Source organism: Paracoccus tibetensis, assembly GCF_900102505.1.
Taxonomy (GTDB): domain Bacteria; phylum Pseudomonadota; class Alphaproteobacteria; order Rhodobacterales; family Rhodobacteraceae; genus Paracoccus; species Paracoccus tibetensis.
On record NZ_FMVT01000002.1, the window covers coordinates 153,752 to 168,080 of the forward strand.

Consider the following 14,329-nt stretch of genomic DNA (forward strand, 5'->3'; position numbering starts at 1 on the left):
GTTGCGAGCTTAAAATCTGTATTCTCGAGTGAAGAAGAAGCACCGCGCCGCCCCTTCTTCTTCATGAAAATATCCGCGGGGGAGCCTGCGCAGCAGGCGGGGGCGGCAGCCCCCTGCCCGCTCGCCGTCAGCCCCCGATGGCGATCCCCTCGCGCCGCGGATCGGCCCCGCCTTCCAGGATCTCCGGCCCGATCACGATGCCCTGCAGGCCCGAGGTCAGTTCGGTCTCGTTCAGCTCGAAGCCAAGCGCGGTCAGCTCGTCCGTCAGCACGGCGGGGAGTCCCGCCTCGATGTCCATCGGGCCGAAGCGGTTCACGATGTTCGGGCTGGCGATCGCCTCCTGAATGTTCAGGTCCCAGTCCAGGTGGGCGATGATGGCCTTGGCCACATAGCCGATGATCCGGCTGCCGCCCGGCGAGCCGATGACCATGACGGGCGCGCCGTCCTGCATCACGATGGTCGGCGCCATGGACGAGCGCGGCCGCTTGCCTGGAGCGATGGCGTTCGCGATGGGCCATCCGTCCGCGTCATGCGTCTCGAAGCTGAAATCGGTCAACTCGTTGTTCAGGAGGAACCCGCCCGCCATCACGCGCGAGCCGAAGCCGTTCTCGATGGTCGTGGTCATCGACAGGGCGTTCCCGTCGGCGTCCACGATCGAGATATGGGTGGTCGAAGGCAGCTCCAGCGCGCTGTCCTGGCCCCAGAGCGAGGCGTGGCTCCAGCCCGGCTGGCCCGGCGTGACCTCGGGCAGGCTGTCGTCGCCCTGCAGAAGCTCGGCGCGTTTGTCCAGGTAGGCGCGGTCGATCAGCCCCTCGGTCGGCATGGGCACGAAGTCCACGTCGGCCATGTAGCGGCCCCGGTCGGCGAAGGCGAGGCGCGAGGCGTCGCCGATCAGGCGCCAGGCCTCGGGGCTCTCGGGGCCCATTGCGCCCAGGTCGAACCCTTCCAGCATCCCGAGGATCTGCCCCACCGTCAGTCCACCCGACGAGGGCGGGCCCATGCCGCAGACGTCATGGGCGCGGTATTCGACGCAGACCGCCGGACGCTCGACCACGCGATAGGCGGCGAGGTCCTGAAGCGACAGAAGGCCCGGATTGTCCTCGGCCCCGCGCACCGCCGCGACAATCTCCTGCGCGATCTCGCCGCGGTAGAAGGCGTCCGCGCCCTCGGCGGCCAAGGCGCGCAGTGTCTCGGCATAGGCCGGGTTGGTCAGCGTCGTGCCCTCGGCCACCGGCGCGCCATCCGGGAAGAAGTAGTCGGTCGTGGCAGCGTAGCGTGCCAGCGCGTCCCCCTCGCCGGCGACCAGCGTGGCGAGGCGGGGCGAGACGGTGAAGCCGTCCTCGGCCAGGCGGATGCCGTCCTCGAAAAGGCTCGCCCAGTTCGCGCGGCCCCATTTGCGATGCGCCATCTCCATCAGCGCCGGCGTTCCGGGCGTGCCGACCGAGCGGCCGCCGACCACCGCCTCCATGAAGGCCAGCGGCTCGCCCTCCTCGTTCTGAAAGAGGGTCGGCGTCGCGGCGAGGGGCGCTGTCTCGCGGCCGTCGAGGGTCGTCACCTCGCCCGTCTCGGCGTCGTAAAAGACGACGAAGGCGCCGCCGCCGAGGCCCGAGCTTTGCGGCTCGACGAGGCCGAGGACGACCTGCACCGCGACCATCGCATCGGCCGCGCTGCCGCCCGCCTCGAGCACCCGCGCCCCGGCTTCGACCGCCAGGGGATGGGCCGCGCTGACCATCCAGTTCTCGGCCGTGACCGGGGTGCTTTCGGATTTCGCGGTCAGCCCGTCTTGCGCCGCCTCGGTCAGATCGCCGAAGCCCTCGGTCCTGACGTCGAAGCCGGATGCGCCCTCGGGCGCGACGGCATCCGCCGCCTGCTGCGCCCCCGCCATGGCCGCGCTGCCGAGCAGCAGCGCCAGTGCCAGACCTGTCCGTGTCATGCCAGACCCTCCCCTTGATGTGATGGGAGAAGTTTGGCCTGCACATAATGCGGGTGCAACCCGCGGCTTACTCCTCGGCGGAAAGCGCCGCGTCGAGCTGCGGGCGGAAGCGGGTCTCGTAATCGGCATCGACCAGCGGGCCGGCAAAGCGGTAGAGGACGTTGCCCTGCCCGTCGAGGATGAAGGTCTCGGGCGGGGCGGTCACGCCCCAATCGATCGCCGCGCGGCCGCGCGGGTCGTCCGCGATGGCGGCAAAGGGATCGCCGTCCTGCGCCAGGAAGGACAGCGCGTTGGAGGGGTTGTCGCGCAGGGCGATGCCATAGACGGGGATCTCCTGCGAGAGCTGCATCAGCGTCGGATGCTCCAGCCGGCAGGGCGGGCACCAGCTGGCCCAGAAATTCACCAGCTTGACGCCCGGCTCGGCCAGCATCTCGACCGTCAGCGGCGTCTTGCCCTCCAGGGCGCCCTCGGGCACCGGCGGGGCGCTGCTGCCGACGATGGCCGAGGGGACCACGCCCGGCTCGTCCCGGTTCATGCCCCAGAGGAAGGTGACCGCCAGTGCGGCGAACAGCGCCGGCGGCAGGATGACCAGCGGCGAGAACCTAGCCATTGTCGCTCCGTCTTTCGTGGGTCTCAAGCGCGCGGCGGGCGCGGGCATTGGCGGCCAGCGTGTGCCAGACAAGGCCTCCCAGCAGCGCAAGCCCGATCCCGTAGGAGGCGAGCACGGCGAAGGCGTAGCGGCCGAGGTCGATCATGCGCGCGTCTCCCGTGCCAGAAGCGCGGCGAGGCGGCGCTTGCGGATCTCGGTGCGGGTGCGGATCAGCAGCAGGGTCAGGAACAGCAGCCCGAAGCCGATCATCGCGAGATAGAGAGGATAGCGGTAGACATGGCTCATCCGCTCGCCGGACTGCACCGAGAGGCTGGCGCCCTGGTGCAGACCCTGGCTCCAGAAGAGGACCGCGTAGCGCGAGAGCAGCGCGAAGACCGAGCCGACGAGGCAGAGAACCCCTGTCAGGTCGGCGGCGCTGTCCGGGTCCTCGATCGCCGACCAGAGGGCGATGTAGCCCAGGTAGAAGAGAAACAGGATCAGGAACGAGGTCAGGCGCGGGTCCCATTCCCACCACGTTCCCCACATCGGCTGGCCCCAGAGCGCGCCGGTCGCCAGCGCGATCAGCGTCATCACCGCGCCGATGGGGGCGGCGGCCTTGGCGGCCAGCGCGCTGACATGGTGGCGGCGGATGATCCAGATGAGCGAGGCGACCAGCATCATCACCCAGATGTTGATCGCCATCATCGCCGCCGGCACGTGCAGGAAGACGATCTTGACCGTCGAGCCCTGGCGGAAGTCGTCCGGCGTCAGGAAGCCCCAGCCGAGCCCTCCGACCGTGCCGATGACGGCGCCGGCGGCGACCCAGGGCAGCATCCTGCCCGAGACCTGCATGAACCTGACGGGGTTGGCGTATTCCCAGAGCGACATGGGCCTGTCCTATCGGGGGCGGCAGGGACGCTCAAGCCCCATGAAGGTCGCGGTCACCGCAGATTGACCCGCAGCGCGGCCGATGCGGCGAAGGGTATCAGCGCCAGCGCGCCGAGCGTGATGCCGGCAAGGAAGACCAGCGGGGTCGCGGCGCCCAGACCCTCGGCCCCGCGGCGGGTGACCTCGGCGCCGAAGATCAGCGTCGGGATGTAGAGCGGCAGGACCAGCAGCGACATCAGCAGCCCGCCGCGGCGCAGGCCCACCGTCAGCGCCGCGCCGAAAGCTCCCAGCATCGACAGGGCCGGCGTGCCGACCAGCAGCGAGACGATGAGCCAAGGCATGGCGGCGGGCGGCAGTTGCAAGAGGACGCCGAAGAGCGGCGCGGCAAGGATCAGCGGCAGGCCGGTGGTGATCCAGTGCGCGAGCGCCTTGACGGCCACCGCCCCCTCCAGCGGCAGGGGCGCGGTGGCGAGCAGATCGAGGCTTCCGTCCTCGTGATCCAGCGCGAAGATGCGGTCCAGCGAGAGAAGGCAGGCCAGCAGCGCGCCGACCCACAGGATGCCGGGCGCCACGGGGGCCAGCGCGGCGCGGTCCGGGCCGACCCCGAACGGGACCAGCGCGGACAGGATCAGGAAGAAGGCGACGCCGAGGCCGAAGCCGCCGCCGGCGCGGACCGCCAGGCGCAGGTCGCGGATCAGCAGCGCCAGCACGGGCGGCTCCTCATGCGAAGGCCTCGTTGAAGCTGTGCGGCCGGGCCGGCGCCGCGCCGCTGGCCCGGTAGGGCGTCAGGTCCAGCGCCCGCGCCCCCGCGATCCCCAGCTCGATATGCGTCGCCATCAGCGCGGCGCCTCCGCCGTCCAGATGCGCTCGGACCACTTCGGCGAAGCGCAGGGTCGAGGCCGCGTCCAGCGAGACCGTCGGCTCGTCCAGCACCCAGAGCGGCCGCCCGGTCACCATGAGCCGCGCGAGGCCGAGGCGGCGCTTCTGCCCCGCCGACAGCGCCCCCGCCGGACGGTCCGCCAGCGCCTCCAGATCCATCGCCCGAAGCGCCGCGGCCGCGCCGGTGCCGCCGAAGACCCGCGCCCAGAACGCCAGATTCTCGGCCACGCTCAGCGCCGGCTTGATCCCGTCGGCATGGGCCGCATAGGCCACCGCGTCCTCGGCCAGCACGATGCTGCCGGCCGCCGGCGGCTGTAGGCCGGCGATGCAGCGCAGCAGCGTCGTCTTGCCGATCCCGTTCGGGCCGCGCAGGACCAGCGCCTCGCCCGCGTCGAGCGTGAAGCCGAGGCCCTCGATCACCCGCAGGCCGCCGCGCGAGACTGCAAGCCCCTCGGCGGCCAGCAGTCTCACAGCGGCAGAAGCGCGCAGGCGACGCGCCGCCCTTCGCTGCGGGTGACGTTGTAGGTGCGCGCGGCCTGCGGCGAGGGCATGGCCTCGGCATGGACCTTCAGCGCGGCAAGTCGGGCGACCAGATCGCGCGGGGCATAGGCCGCCTCGGCGCCGGTGCCGAGGAACAGCACGTCCACCTGCCCCGCCAGCGCCAGAAGCGGCGCCTCGTCGGCCAGCCCGCCCCAGGGCGTCGCCGTCTCGCCCACCACCAGCACCCCGCCCCGGATCACCTCGCCCGCGACGCGAAAGAAGCCGGGGCCGTAGCCCTCAATGGTGTTCGTGCCCTCGAAGTCGGCGGAGCGGAAGGCCATCAGACCTCCTCTGCGCCTTCGAAGGGCGAGGCGGACTTCTTCTTCGTCTCGGGGTCGTTCTTGTCCCAGTTGCGCTTGACGCCCAGCCAGAGGACGACGTTCTTGGCGACGTAGATCGAGGAATAAGTGCCGATCAGGATGCCGAAGGTGATCGCGAAGACGAAGCCGCGGATGACGTCGCCGCCCAGCACCAGAAGGGCGATCAGCGCCAGAAGCGTGGTGCCCGAGGTCATGACGGTGCGCGACAGCGTCTCGTTCACCGACAGGTTCATCAGCTCGCGCAGCGCGCGCTTCTTGTACTTCATCAGGTTCTCGCGCAGCCGGTCGAAGACCACGACGGTGTCGTTGATCGAATAGCCGACGATGGTCAGCAGCGCCGCGATGGTGGTCAGGTCGAACCGGATCTGGAACAGCGCGAAGATGCCCATGGTGATCAGCACGTCATGGATCAGCGACACGATCGCGCCCACGGCGAACTGCCATTCGAACCTGAGCCAGATGTAGATCGAGATCGCCACCAGCGAGGCGAGGACGGCGTAGATCGCCGTCTGGATCAGCTCGGCCGAGACCTTGGGCCCGACCGATTCCACCGAAGGGAAGGTGATCGAGGGATCGACGGTCTGCAGCGCCGCCTCGACCGCCAGGATCGTCTCGGGCGTGACGGCCTCGACGCCGTCTTGCGCGCTGATGCGGACCTGCGCGACGTTCTGGTCGGCCCGGAAGCCCGGGTCGAAGACCTCGGTGATCGCCACGTCGCCAAGATCCAGCGGCGCCAGCGCGGCGCGGTAGGCGCCGACATCGACGGGCTGCGCGCTCTCGGTGCGGATCGTGGTGCCGCCGCGGAAGTCGATGCCGAAGTTCAGCCCGTTCATGAACAGCACGACGACCGACAGGACCGCCAGCAGCGTCGAGATGCCGAAGGTGATCTTCTGCGCGCGGAAGAAGTCGATCGCGGTGTGCTCGGGGACGAGTTTCAGACGAAATGCCATGTCAGACCTCGATCGTTTTGGGGCGCGCGCGCTCGAACCACATGACGGTCAGAAGGCGCGTGACGAAGAGCGCCGTGAAGACCGAAGTGACGATGCCGATGGTGAGCGTCACCGCAAAGCCCTTGACCGGACCCGAGCCGAGAACGAACAGGATGGCCGCGATGATCAGCGTGGTGATATTGGCGTCCACGATGGCGGACATGGCCTTCTCGTAGCCCAGCTCGATGGCGCGGGCAGGGCCGCGGGCGGTCCGCAGCTCCTCGCGGATGCGCTCGAAGACGAGGACGTTGGCGTCAACAGCCATGCCGATGGTCAGCACGATCCCCGCGATGCCGGGCAGCGTCAGCGTCGCCCCGATCACCGACAGGACCGCGAAGAGCAGCGCCATGTTCACCGCCAGCGCGACGGTCGCGAACAGGCCGAGGCGCCCATAGCTGAGGATCATCAGCGCGATCACGGCGATGAAGCCGACCGATGCGGCGACCTTGCCCGCGTCGATGCTGTCCTGGCCAAGCTCGGGGCCGACGGTGCGTTCCTCGAGGAATTCCAGCTCGGCCGGCAGGGCGCCGGCGCGCAGCAGGATCGCCAGCTGGCTCGCCTGCTCGAAGTTCATCGAGCCCGAGATCTGCCCCGAGCCGGTGGTGATGGCCGAGCGGATGACCGGGGCCGAGATCACCTCGTTGTCCAGCACGATGGCGAAGGGCTGGCCGATATTGGCCGAGGTATAGGCGCCGAAGGCCCGCGCCCCCGTCGGGTTGAAGCGGAAGTTGACCGAGGGCATCCCGTTCTCGTCCGTGCCGGGCATGGCGTCCACGAGATCGTCGCCGGTCACCACCGGACTGTCCTCGAGGATGTAGTAGAGACCCTCCTGGTCAAGCGAGGGTGCGAGGAACTGGCCGATGCCGGGCGCGGCCTCGGGGTCCGAGGTCGAGCCGGTGACGGGGTTGAAGGTCAGCTGGGCCGTGGTGCCGATCAGTGCCTTCAGCTCGCCCGCCGAGCCGATGCCGGGCACCTGGATCAGGATGCGGTCCTCGCCCTGGCGCATGATCGTCGGCTCGCGCGTGCCGACCTCGTCGACGCGGCGGCGGATGATCTCGAGCGATTGCTGGATCGTGCGGTCGTCGGTCAGCGCCTTCTCGGCATCCGACAGCTGGATCGTCAGCGTGCTGCCCGTCGCGTCGATGGCCAGCGACTGTTGTCCCGCGCCGGTCAGCGTCGTCACCGGCGTGGAAAAGCCGCGCGCGATCTCGACGGCGCGGGCCAGCTGGTCCGGGTTGCCGATCTCGATCGCCAGCGTGCCCTCGGGCGAGGGAACGCGGCGGACCGCGCCGACCGCGTCCCGCTCGGCCGCCAGGGCGCGGCGCAGCTCGGGCCACAGCGCGTCCACGCGGGCCTTGTAGACCTGTTCGACCTGCACCTCGCCCAGGAGATGGGCGCCGCCGCGCAGATCGAGTCCCAGATTGACCAGGCTGGAGGGCAGCCAGCTCGGCCAGCCATCCCGCGCCGCCACCAATTCGGGCGTGGTGACGCCGGTCGCCTCGATCCGGGCAACGGCATCGTTATGCGCCTCGACGCGGGTGTAGAAGGCGTTCGGCATGGCGTAGGCCAGGCCCAGAAGGCAGATCCCGAGGATCAGGATGCGCTTCCAGCGGTCGATCTGAAGCATGGTGGCTTGCGCCTTTCAAGAATTGGCGGCTCAGGAGTTCGCGGCGAGGGGCTCGGTCCGGCTGACGACCTGGGCGATGGTGCTGCGGACGACGCGGATGCGCACACCCTGCGCGATCTCGACCTCCAGCTCGTCGTCGCGGACGGTGGTGACCTTGCCGAGGATGCCGCCCTGCGTGACGACCTGGTCGCCCTTCTTCAGCGCGCCCACCATCTCGCGGTGCTGCTTGAGGCGCTTCTGCTGCGGGCGGATCATCAGGAAGTACATGATCGCAAAGATCAGGATCAGCGGGATGAACTGCGCGAAGGCAGCGCCGGCGCCGGCGCCTCCGGCGGCTTGGGCATAGGCGGGGGTGGCGAACATGCACGGTCCTTTCGTTCGGGAAGGCGAGGCGCGCACGCACCGCCCGGCTGGATTGGCGCGCAACCTAATCGCGCCGCCCGCCCTTGGCAAGAAAGCCCCGGACCGCCCGCCGGCAAGGCGGCGGAACGGCTTCGTGATGAAACGTCAGCCGATGTCAGCCCGCGCTGGCCGTGCCGACGCGTCAGCGTGCCGCAGGCTGGGCGCGTTCGACGAGGCGGGCGAAGAAGCTGGCCCCGACCGGCGCGATGGCGTCGTTGAAATCATAGGTGGGGTTGTGCACGCCCGCCCCCTCGCCCTGCCCCAGAAACAGGTAGCAGCCCGGCCGGGCGTTCAGCATGTAGCTGAAATCCTCGGCCCCCATCTCGCGGCCCGCTTCGCCGGCCACGTTTTCGGCGCCCGCGATCTCTTCGGCGACGGCGACGGCGAAGGCGGTCTGGTCCGGGTCGTTGACCGTGGCGGGGTAGCCGACCTGATAGTCCAGCCGCACCTCGACGTCGTAGGCCGCCCCCTGCCCGTCGCAGATCTGCGTCATCCGCCGGCGCACCATGTCGCGCACATGCGGCGCGAAGGTCCGCACGGTCCCGCAGATATAGGCCGTGTCCGGCACGATGTTGTCCGCGCTGCCCGTGTGGATCTGCGTAACCGACAGGGCCAGATCCTCCAGCGCATGGTGGTTGCGGCTGGAGATGGTCTGGATCGCCGAGACGATGGCCACCGCCGCAACGATGGGATCGGCCGTCAGATGCGGCAGCGCGCCATGCCCGCCCCGGCCGCGGACATGGATCTCGAACGTGTCCACCGCGGCCATGATCGGGCCGGGCGTGGTCTGGAACGCGCCCTCGGGCTGGCCGGGGTTGTTGTGCATGGCGAAGACGCGGGTGATACCGAAGCGCTCCATGATGCCGTCCTGCACCATCGCCTCGCCGCCGCCGCCGCCCTCTTCGGCGGGCTGGAAGATCAGCGCGACGCGGCCGGCGAAGTTGCGTGTCTCGGCCAGATAGCGCGCCGCGCCCAGCAGCATCGTGGTGTGCCCGTCATGCCCGCAGGCATGCATCCGGCCAGGGACGGTCGAGGCGTGGGGCAGCCCCGTCTCCTCGTCCATCGGCAGCGCGTCCATGTCGGCGCGCAGGCCGATGGTCTCGCCGCCATCGGTGGTCTGGCCCTGCCCGTTGATGATCGCGACGATGCCCGTCTGCCCGATCCCCTCGTGGATCTCGTCCACCCCGAACTCGCGCAGGCGCTCGGCCACGAAGGCGGCGGTCTGCTGGCACTCGAAACCCAGCTCGGGATGCTGGTGCAGGTGACGGCGCCAGGCGGTCATCTCGTCCGCGAAGTCGGCAATTCGGTTCAGGACGGGCATGTGGACACGGGCCTTTCGCTGTGGCAGTCGAGGGGGCATCATCCGCCTGACCGAGGGAATTGCAATGGCCGACCCGCGCGACCCCGCCACCGAGATGACGCGCCTTCTGGGCATCATGGCCGCCCTGCGCGATCCCGACACGGGCTGCCCCTGGGACATCGAGCAGACCTTCGAGACCATCGCCCCCCATTCGATCGAGGAAGCGCACGAGGTCGAGGACGCCATCCAGCGCAAGGCCTGGGACGAGCTGCCGGGCGAGCTGGGGGACCTGCTGCTGCAGGTCGTCTTCCAGGCGCAGATCGCCAAGGATGCGGGGATGTTCGACTTCGCCGACTGCGCCGCGGCCATCAGCGACAAGCTGGTCTTCCGCCACCCCCACATCTTCGGCACCGAGAGCCGCGACAAGACGGCCGAGCAGCAGGTCGCGGACTGGGAGGCGATCAAGGCCGCCGAGCGAGCGGGCAAGGCCGAGCGGGGGACGCTGGACGGCGTGGCGCTCGGCCTGCCGGCGCTGACGCGGGCGGTCAAGCTGCAGAACCGCGCGGCGCGTGTGGGCTTTGACTGGCCGGGGCCGGCGGACGTGCTGGAGAAGATCACCGAGGAGACGGCCGAGCTGGTCGAGGCGCGCGACACGCTCGGGCCGGACCAGCTTGAGGAGGAGTTCGGCGATCTGATGTTCGTGATGGCGAACCTTGCGCGCCACCTGAAGATCGACCCCGAGCTGGCGCTGCGCCGCGCCAACGCCAAGTTCACCCGCCGCTTCCGGTCGATCGAGGCCGCGCTCGCCGCCGATGGCCGCCGCCCCGAGGAGAGCGATCTGACCGAGATGGACCGCCTCTGGGACGCGGCGAAGGCGGCCGAGCGCGCCTAGCCCGCCAGCGCCTTGCGCAGCATGTTCAGGCCGACCAGCAGCAGGAAGAAGGCGAAGTAGCGCTTCAGCCGCACCGCATCCGTCCTGTGCGCCAGCGTCGCGCCCCAGGGCGCCGTGATCAGCGTCATCGAGATGGTCAGGAAGAAGGCCGGCAGGTTGACCGAGCCGAGCGTATAGGGCGGCGCAAGCTCCACCGGCATCATCAGGAACAGCACGACCGAGGGCACCGCGATGGCGACGCCGAAGCCCGCCGCCGTGGCGACGGCGCGGTGGATCGGCCGTCCGTGCAGCGTCATCAGCGGCACGCCGATGCTGCCCCCGCCGATCCCGAGAAGGACCGAGACGAAGCCGGTGAAGGGCGAGAACAGCCACAGCCAGCCGCCGCGCGGCATCTGGTCCGCCAGCCGCCAATGGGGCTTGGAGACCGCCATGTAGACCGCGATGACCGAGACGAGCACGCCGAAGATGATCGCCAGCGTCTCGGTCCGAAGCGAGCCGACGATCAGCGCCCCCGCCAGCGCGCCGACGCCGATGCCGGGCGCCCATTGCCTCAGGATGTCCCAGTCCACGGCGCCCTTGCGGTTGTGGGCCAGCACGGATCGCAGCGATGTCACGATGATCGTCGCCAGCGATGTCGCAAGGCAAATCTGCATCAGCTGCGGCCCGCCATAGCCCGCCGCGCTGAAGACGTAGAAGAAGGCCGGCACCAGCACGATGCCGCCGCCGACGCCCAGCAGCCCGGCCAGGATGCCCGCAAAGGCGCCGGTCAGGGCGAGCGCGATGATGGGAAGGATCAACTCGGTCATGCGCCCTGATTAACGGGCGGGCCGGCCGCATGCCAGTTGCAATATCTGCAACCTAAGTCTGAAGCTGCACGACCTCGGCCAGGGCGGCGTCATAGACCTCGATCCCGCCCTTCGAGGCGCCCTCGGACAGGGTGCGCTTCCAGCCGCGGGCGCCCGGCAGCCCGTGAAAGAGGCCCAGCATGTGCCGCGTGACCTGGTGCAGCCGTCCGCCCTGCCCGAGGTGATCCTGGATCAGCGGCCGCATCGCCGCCGCCGCCTCGGCCGGATGCGCGAAGGGCGGTGTCTCGCCCCAGAGCGCGTCCGCCGCCCCCAGGACCTGCCACGGCTGGTGATAGGCCGCCCGGCCGACCATGACGCCGTCCATCACCTCCAGCTGCGCGCGGATCGTGTCCATGTCCGCGATGCCGCCGTTGATCGACAGGTGCATCTGCGGGAAGGCCGCCTTCATCCGGTGGACCAGCGGGTAGTCGAGCGGCGGGACTTCGCGGTTCTCGCGCGGGCTGAGACCCTGAAGCCAGGCCTTGCGCGCGTGGATGGTCATGCGGCGCACCCCCGCCGCCTGCATCGCCGCGATGAAGTCGGGCAGCACCTCGGCCGGCTCCTGATCGTCGACGCCGATGCGGCACTTGACCGTGATTGGCACCGGGCTGACCGCCTGCATCTCGGTCACGCACTCCGCGACCAGCTCCGGCGTCTTCATCAGCACGGCCCCGAAGCAGCCCGACTGCACCCGGTCGCTCGGGCAGCCGACATTCAGGTTGATCTCGTCATAGCCCCAGTCCGCCGCGATGCGCGCCGCCTCGCGCAGCTCGGCCGGCTCCGAGCCCCCCAGCTGCAGCGCCACCGGATGCTCGGCGGCGTCGAAATCCAGCAGGCGCGCGCGATCGCCATGAATGATCGCCGGCGCCGTCACCATCTCGGTATAGAGCAGCGCCCGCCGCGACAGCAGCCGGTGGAACCGCCGGCAATTGCGGTCGGTCCAATCCATCATGGGCGCCACTGAAAGGCGAGAGGCAGTCCAAGCCATTGTTGCGAGATCGCTATCCAAGTCTATTCCTGCCAAGAACCAGCTCTGTACGCACCCGGCTTCGGCGCGTTATGCAGCATTTTGCCAAGGTCCGCGAGCGGAGTTGCTGCAGTGTAGCAGATTGGGTGGCAGGCCCTAATGGGCGCGAGGGTCCCGCGACCTACGCTGGCCTGGCATCAGCGGCAGGGCCATCGAGCCTCGCGTGCCTGTCGCCCCCTTGCGCCCGCCGCGGCACCGGACATGCAGCCGCTCCTCGCGGCAGATGCATTTGAGTCACCTCGTGTTCCTCGCGGCGCTGGAAGACACGCAGCCGCCGATAGCCGAACCGGCGTTCATGGGCCCTTGGACCGATGGCGCCACACTGGACAAACGCAGCCGAGCCAGTTCTTACAGCTGCTCGCGCAGCACAGCGTCATCCTGCCGGATCGCCTCATTGTGCATGGTCATCCGACATGAGCCGATGACCTAAGACGCCCGCCGCTCGCTCATTTCGTGGCTGACGCGACCGTTTGCCGCTTTCCGGCACGTCACCAGCAGGTGCGCGCCTGACTGCGGCGCCAGAAGCGCGGATCTTATCAGCGGCCGCGCCTGTGCATGACGACGCCGCGACAGTTGCTCATGTTGTGCTTGGGGCAGTTGCGCAGGTTGATCTTGCCGGAGGCGGCACGGCCTGTCGCAGGTGCAGCGGCAGGCGCTCCCTCGGCTAAGGGCGCGGTGTCTGTTCCCTGTGCTGGAATGCCGGCGGTCTGCGCCAGGCCTGCAGGTGCCAGCAGGCCGGCCGAGACCATTACGGTCACGAACAAGCGAGACATGATATGTCCTTTCTGTGGATGATTCAGCATGCGCTCGAATCGCTCGTTGTTCAAGAAGTTGGTCGAGCCTCAGACGTAAGCCTCGGGCCTTCGAGACGAGCACAAGAAGGATGGAAGCTCGCTCAGGAGTCCATGAAAGCCGGTGCCAACTGGAGTGCGATCAACCTTGGCGATGATCGTCTTGAGGCGACGGATATCGCACGCCAGCGATCACGCGCGGCGCCGAAGATGCGCCGCCAGATCCATCTGCCGCGATCGCCGCGACGACGCCGGAAGGCACGGTCAGAAGTCGTCCGGCAGATCGAGGCGGAAGCCCATGTCTCGCGCCGCGGCCAAGTGGAGCTTGCGCGTCTCTTCTTCCGACAGATCGAGAGCGGTCGCGAGGCGGTCGATGGTTTCGGGCCGCGGGACCTTCGAGCCTGTCGCGAGTTGCGAGAGGTATGCCGGGGTCATCTCGAGCGAAGTGCTGAGCTCGCTCTGGCTGTAACCCCGGCTTTCGCGCAGCGCCCCGAGGATGCGCGGAAACTTCCGCTCCTCGCGATGGTCGCGCCCCTCGCCCTTGCGGGGGCGGCCACGTCCCCGGGCCGATGCTGTCGGCTCAACCGGTTCCGGCGCCTCAGCGTCCCTGTCATCTTGCGGCATTAGGATGGCTCCTCTGGCTCCGACATGACCGCGCTGTCGACGCGGGCGCGGCGCATGAACGGGACAGGGTCGGGCGATGCCGCCGGCAGCGGCGCGAGGGTGTCGAGATCGACTCCGCTCGCACCACCGAGGTCGGGTTCTGGGCCATCCTCACAGGCTTCATCCCCGCCGAAGGCATCACCTGCCGTAACCTTCTGCGCACTGGAATAGGAGGTGCTCAAGGCCATGCCGGAGGCGAACAGTGACATGTTCGCGGCCGTGGCCTCGAAGATCGATCGGGTCGCCTCGCGATCGGTGCCGTAAGCCACGATCTTGTCATCCTTCAGCCCAAGCTTCCGGCCCATGTTGTAGGCCTCTTCTCGCAAGCCAGCCCCCATGAAGATGAACTCCCAGCCCTGCTGCTCCATCGCGCAGATCCGGCCCTTCACCTCCTCCCAGCCATGACGGCGCGATGCGTTCTCTTCCCCGTCCGTCTGGATCGCAACGATCACCTTCACCTCGCCCGGCTCACGCCCCTCCAGGGAAGAACTGATGGCCGCGATCGTGTCCATGATCGCATCGAGCAGCGGAGTGCCGCCCCGCGGCTGGAAGTCCGTCTGCTGCAGCAGAGGGACCTCGGCCACGCGACGCGCGATATGGATCGTCTCGAGGCACATCTGCCCGGCATGATCGTCGAACTGCAC

The 14,329-nt window shown here is 69.1% G+C and carries 17 protein-coding genes; 1 reads left to right on the forward strand and 16 read right to left on the reverse strand.

The genetic code is table 11. The features are described from left to right. Window positions 1-127 precede the first annotated feature (127 nt). The 11 genes from ggt to BLP73_RS03555 form a co-directional block, all read right to left on the reverse strand. Complete coding sequence (gene ggt, locus BLP73_RS03505; protein WP_090740337.1) at window positions 128-1,933, reverse strand: gamma-glutamyltransferase; 1,806 nt, start codon at window positions 1,931-1,933, stop codon at window positions 128-130. 67 nt (window positions 1,934-2,000) lie between these two features. Continuing rightward, window positions 2,001-2,543 (reverse strand): DsbE family thiol:disulfide interchange protein, encoded by a 543-nt coding sequence (locus tag BLP73_RS03510; RefSeq protein ID WP_090740339.1) that lies wholly within the window; start codon window positions 2,541-2,543, stop codon window positions 2,001-2,003. Next, entirely contained in the window at window positions 2,536-2,688 is a 153-nt protein-coding gene (gene ccmD / locus BLP73_RS03515; protein WP_090740341.1) for a heme exporter protein CcmD, read from the reverse strand. The genes BLP73_RS03510 and ccmD overlap by 8 nt, the downstream gene beginning before the upstream one ends. Next, on the reverse strand, window positions 2,685-3,410 hold the full coding sequence (locus BLP73_RS03520; RefSeq protein ID WP_090740343.1) for a heme ABC transporter permease: 726 nt from the start codon (window positions 3,408-3,410) through the stop codon (window positions 2,685-2,687). Before BLP73_RS03520 ends, ccmD begins: the two co-directional genes overlap by 4 nt. A 53-nt stretch (window positions 3,411-3,463) precedes the next feature. Next, a complete protein-coding gene (ccmB, locus tag BLP73_RS03525) occupies window positions 3,464-4,120 on the reverse strand; it encodes a heme exporter protein CcmB (protein ID WP_090740345.1) in 657 nt (218 codons plus the stop codon). A gap of 10 nt (window positions 4,121-4,130) precedes the next feature. After that, window positions 4,131-4,760, reverse strand: a complete 630-nt coding sequence (ccmA, locus tag BLP73_RS03530; protein ID WP_090740348.1) for a heme ABC exporter ATP-binding protein CcmA — start codon at window positions 4,758-4,760, stop codon at window positions 4,131-4,133. Beyond that, window positions 4,757-5,110 (reverse strand): Mth938-like domain-containing protein, encoded by a 354-nt coding sequence (locus BLP73_RS03535; protein ID WP_090740350.1) that lies wholly within the window; start codon window positions 5,108-5,110, stop codon window positions 4,757-4,759. Before BLP73_RS03535 ends, ccmA begins: the two co-directional genes overlap by 4 nt. Continuing rightward, window positions 5,110-6,099 carry a protein translocase subunit SecF gene (gene secF / locus BLP73_RS03540; protein WP_090740353.1) on the reverse strand — a complete coding sequence of 330 codons (990 nt, stop codon included), beginning with the start codon at window positions 6,097-6,099 and terminating at the stop codon, window positions 5,110-5,112. The genes BLP73_RS03535 and secF overlap by 1 nt, the downstream gene beginning before the upstream one ends. 1 nt (window position 6,100) lies before the next feature. Beyond that, window positions 6,101-7,765 carry a protein translocase subunit SecD gene (gene secD, locus BLP73_RS03545; RefSeq protein WP_090740355.1) on the reverse strand — a complete coding sequence of 555 codons (1,665 nt, stop codon included), beginning with the start codon at window positions 7,763-7,765 and terminating at the stop codon, window positions 6,101-6,103. A 30-nt stretch (window positions 7,766-7,795) separates the two neighbouring features. Continuing rightward, window positions 7,796-8,128: a preprotein translocase subunit YajC gene (gene yajC, locus BLP73_RS03550; protein ID WP_090740357.1), complete on the reverse strand. Its 333-nt coding sequence runs from the start codon at window positions 8,126-8,128 to the stop codon at window positions 7,796-7,798. Window positions 8,129-8,309: 181 nt separating this feature from the next. Then, entirely contained in the window at window positions 8,310-9,488 is a 1,179-nt protein-coding gene (locus BLP73_RS03555; RefSeq protein ID WP_090740359.1) for a M20 aminoacylase family protein, read from the reverse strand. Window positions 9,489-9,552: 64 nt separating this feature from the next. Between BLP73_RS03555 and mazG the strand changes: the two genes are divergently transcribed. After that, window positions 9,553-10,359, forward strand: coding sequence for a nucleoside triphosphate pyrophosphohydrolase (gene mazG, locus BLP73_RS03560; protein ID WP_090740361.1), 807 nt, complete (start codon window positions 9,553-9,555; stop codon window positions 10,357-10,359). Here the strand turns inward: mazG and BLP73_RS03565 are convergent. The 5 genes from BLP73_RS03565 to BLP73_RS03580 all read right to left on the reverse strand — a co-directional run bounded on the left by BLP73_RS03565 (window position 10,356) and on the right by BLP73_RS03580 (window position 14,329). Further along, the gene (locus BLP73_RS03565) at window positions 10,356-11,165 is read right to left on the reverse strand and encodes a sulfite exporter TauE/SafE family protein (RefSeq protein ID WP_090740363.1); all 810 of its coding nucleotides are present in this window, start codon (window positions 11,163-11,165) and stop codon (window positions 10,356-10,358) included. The two genes, mazG and BLP73_RS03565, sit on opposite strands and share 4 nt — an antisense overlap. A 52-nt stretch (window positions 11,166-11,217) precedes the next feature. Beyond that, a complete protein-coding gene (dusA, locus tag BLP73_RS03570; protein WP_090740365.1) occupies window positions 11,218-12,192 on the reverse strand; it encodes a tRNA dihydrouridine(20/20a) synthase DusA in 975 nt (324 codons plus the stop codon). Between the two features lie 575 nt (window positions 12,193-12,767). Beyond that, window positions 12,768-13,034: a hypothetical protein gene (locus tag BLP73_RS18920; RefSeq protein ID WP_175453222.1), complete on the reverse strand. Its 267-nt coding sequence runs from the start codon at window positions 13,032-13,034 to the stop codon at window positions 12,768-12,770. Between the two features lie 252 nt (window positions 13,035-13,286). Then, the gene (locus BLP73_RS03575; protein WP_090740366.1) at window positions 13,287-13,646 is read right to left on the reverse strand and encodes a helix-turn-helix domain-containing protein; all 360 of its coding nucleotides are present in this window, start codon (window positions 13,644-13,646) and stop codon (window positions 13,287-13,289) included. After that, complete coding sequence (locus tag BLP73_RS03580) at window positions 13,646-14,329, reverse strand: hypothetical protein (protein ID WP_139165880.1); 684 nt, start codon at window positions 14,327-14,329, stop codon at window positions 13,646-13,648. The genes BLP73_RS03575 and BLP73_RS03580 overlap by 1 nt, the downstream gene beginning before the upstream one ends.

What these genes read in the sequence shown, in the direction of transcription:
- ggt (WP_090740337.1), bottom strand. Translation starts at nt 1,933, where the DNA reads ATGACACGGACAGGTCTGGCACTGGCGCTGCTGCTCGGCAGCGCGGCC.
- BLP73_RS03510 (WP_090740339.1), bottom strand. Translation starts at nt 2,543, where the DNA reads ATGGCTAGGTTCTCGCCGCTGGTCATCCTGCCGCCGGCGCTGTTCGCC.
- ccmD (WP_090740341.1), bottom strand. Translation starts at nt 2,688, where the DNA reads ATGATCGACCTCGGCCGCTACGCCTTCGCCGTGCTCGCCTCCTACGGG.
- BLP73_RS03520 (WP_090740343.1), bottom strand. Translation starts at nt 3,410, where the DNA reads ATGTCGCTCTGGGAATACGCCAACCCCGTCAGGTTCATGCAGGTCTCG.
- BLP73_RS03535 (WP_090740350.1), bottom strand. Translation starts at nt 5,110, where the DNA reads ATGGCCTTCCGCTCCGCCGACTTCGAGGGCACGAACACCATTGAGGGC.
- secF (WP_090740353.1), bottom strand. Translation starts at nt 6,099, where the DNA reads ATGGCATTTCGTCTGAAACTCGTCCCCGAGCACACCGCGATCGACTTC.
- secD (WP_090740355.1), bottom strand. Translation starts at nt 7,765, where the DNA reads ATGCTTCAGATCGACCGCTGGAAGCGCATCCTGATCCTCGGGATCTGC.
- yajC (WP_090740357.1), bottom strand. Translation starts at nt 8,128, where the DNA reads ATGTTCGCCACCCCCGCCTATGCCCAAGCCGCCGGAGGCGCCGGCGCC.
- BLP73_RS03555 (WP_090740359.1), bottom strand. Translation starts at nt 9,488, where the DNA reads ATGCCCGTCCTGAACCGAATTGCCGACTTCGCGGACGAGATGACCGCC.
- mazG (WP_090740361.1), top strand. Translation starts at nt 9,553, where the DNA reads ATGGCCGACCCGCGCGACCCCGCCACCGAGATGACGCGCCTTCTGGGC.
- BLP73_RS03565 (WP_090740363.1), bottom strand. Translation starts at nt 11,165, where the DNA reads ATGACCGAGTTGATCCTTCCCATCATCGCGCTCGCCCTGACCGGCGCC.
- dusA (WP_090740365.1), bottom strand. Translation starts at nt 12,192, where the DNA reads ATGGCTTGGACTGCCTCTCGCCTTTCAGTGGCGCCCATGATGGATTGG.
- BLP73_RS18920 (WP_175453222.1), bottom strand. Translation starts at nt 13,034, where the DNA reads ATGCTGAATCATCCACAGAAAGGACATATCATGTCTCGCTTGTTCGTG.
- BLP73_RS03575 (WP_090740366.1), bottom strand. Translation starts at nt 13,646, where the DNA reads ATGCCGCAAGATGACAGGGACGCTGAGGCGCCGGAACCGGTTGAGCCG.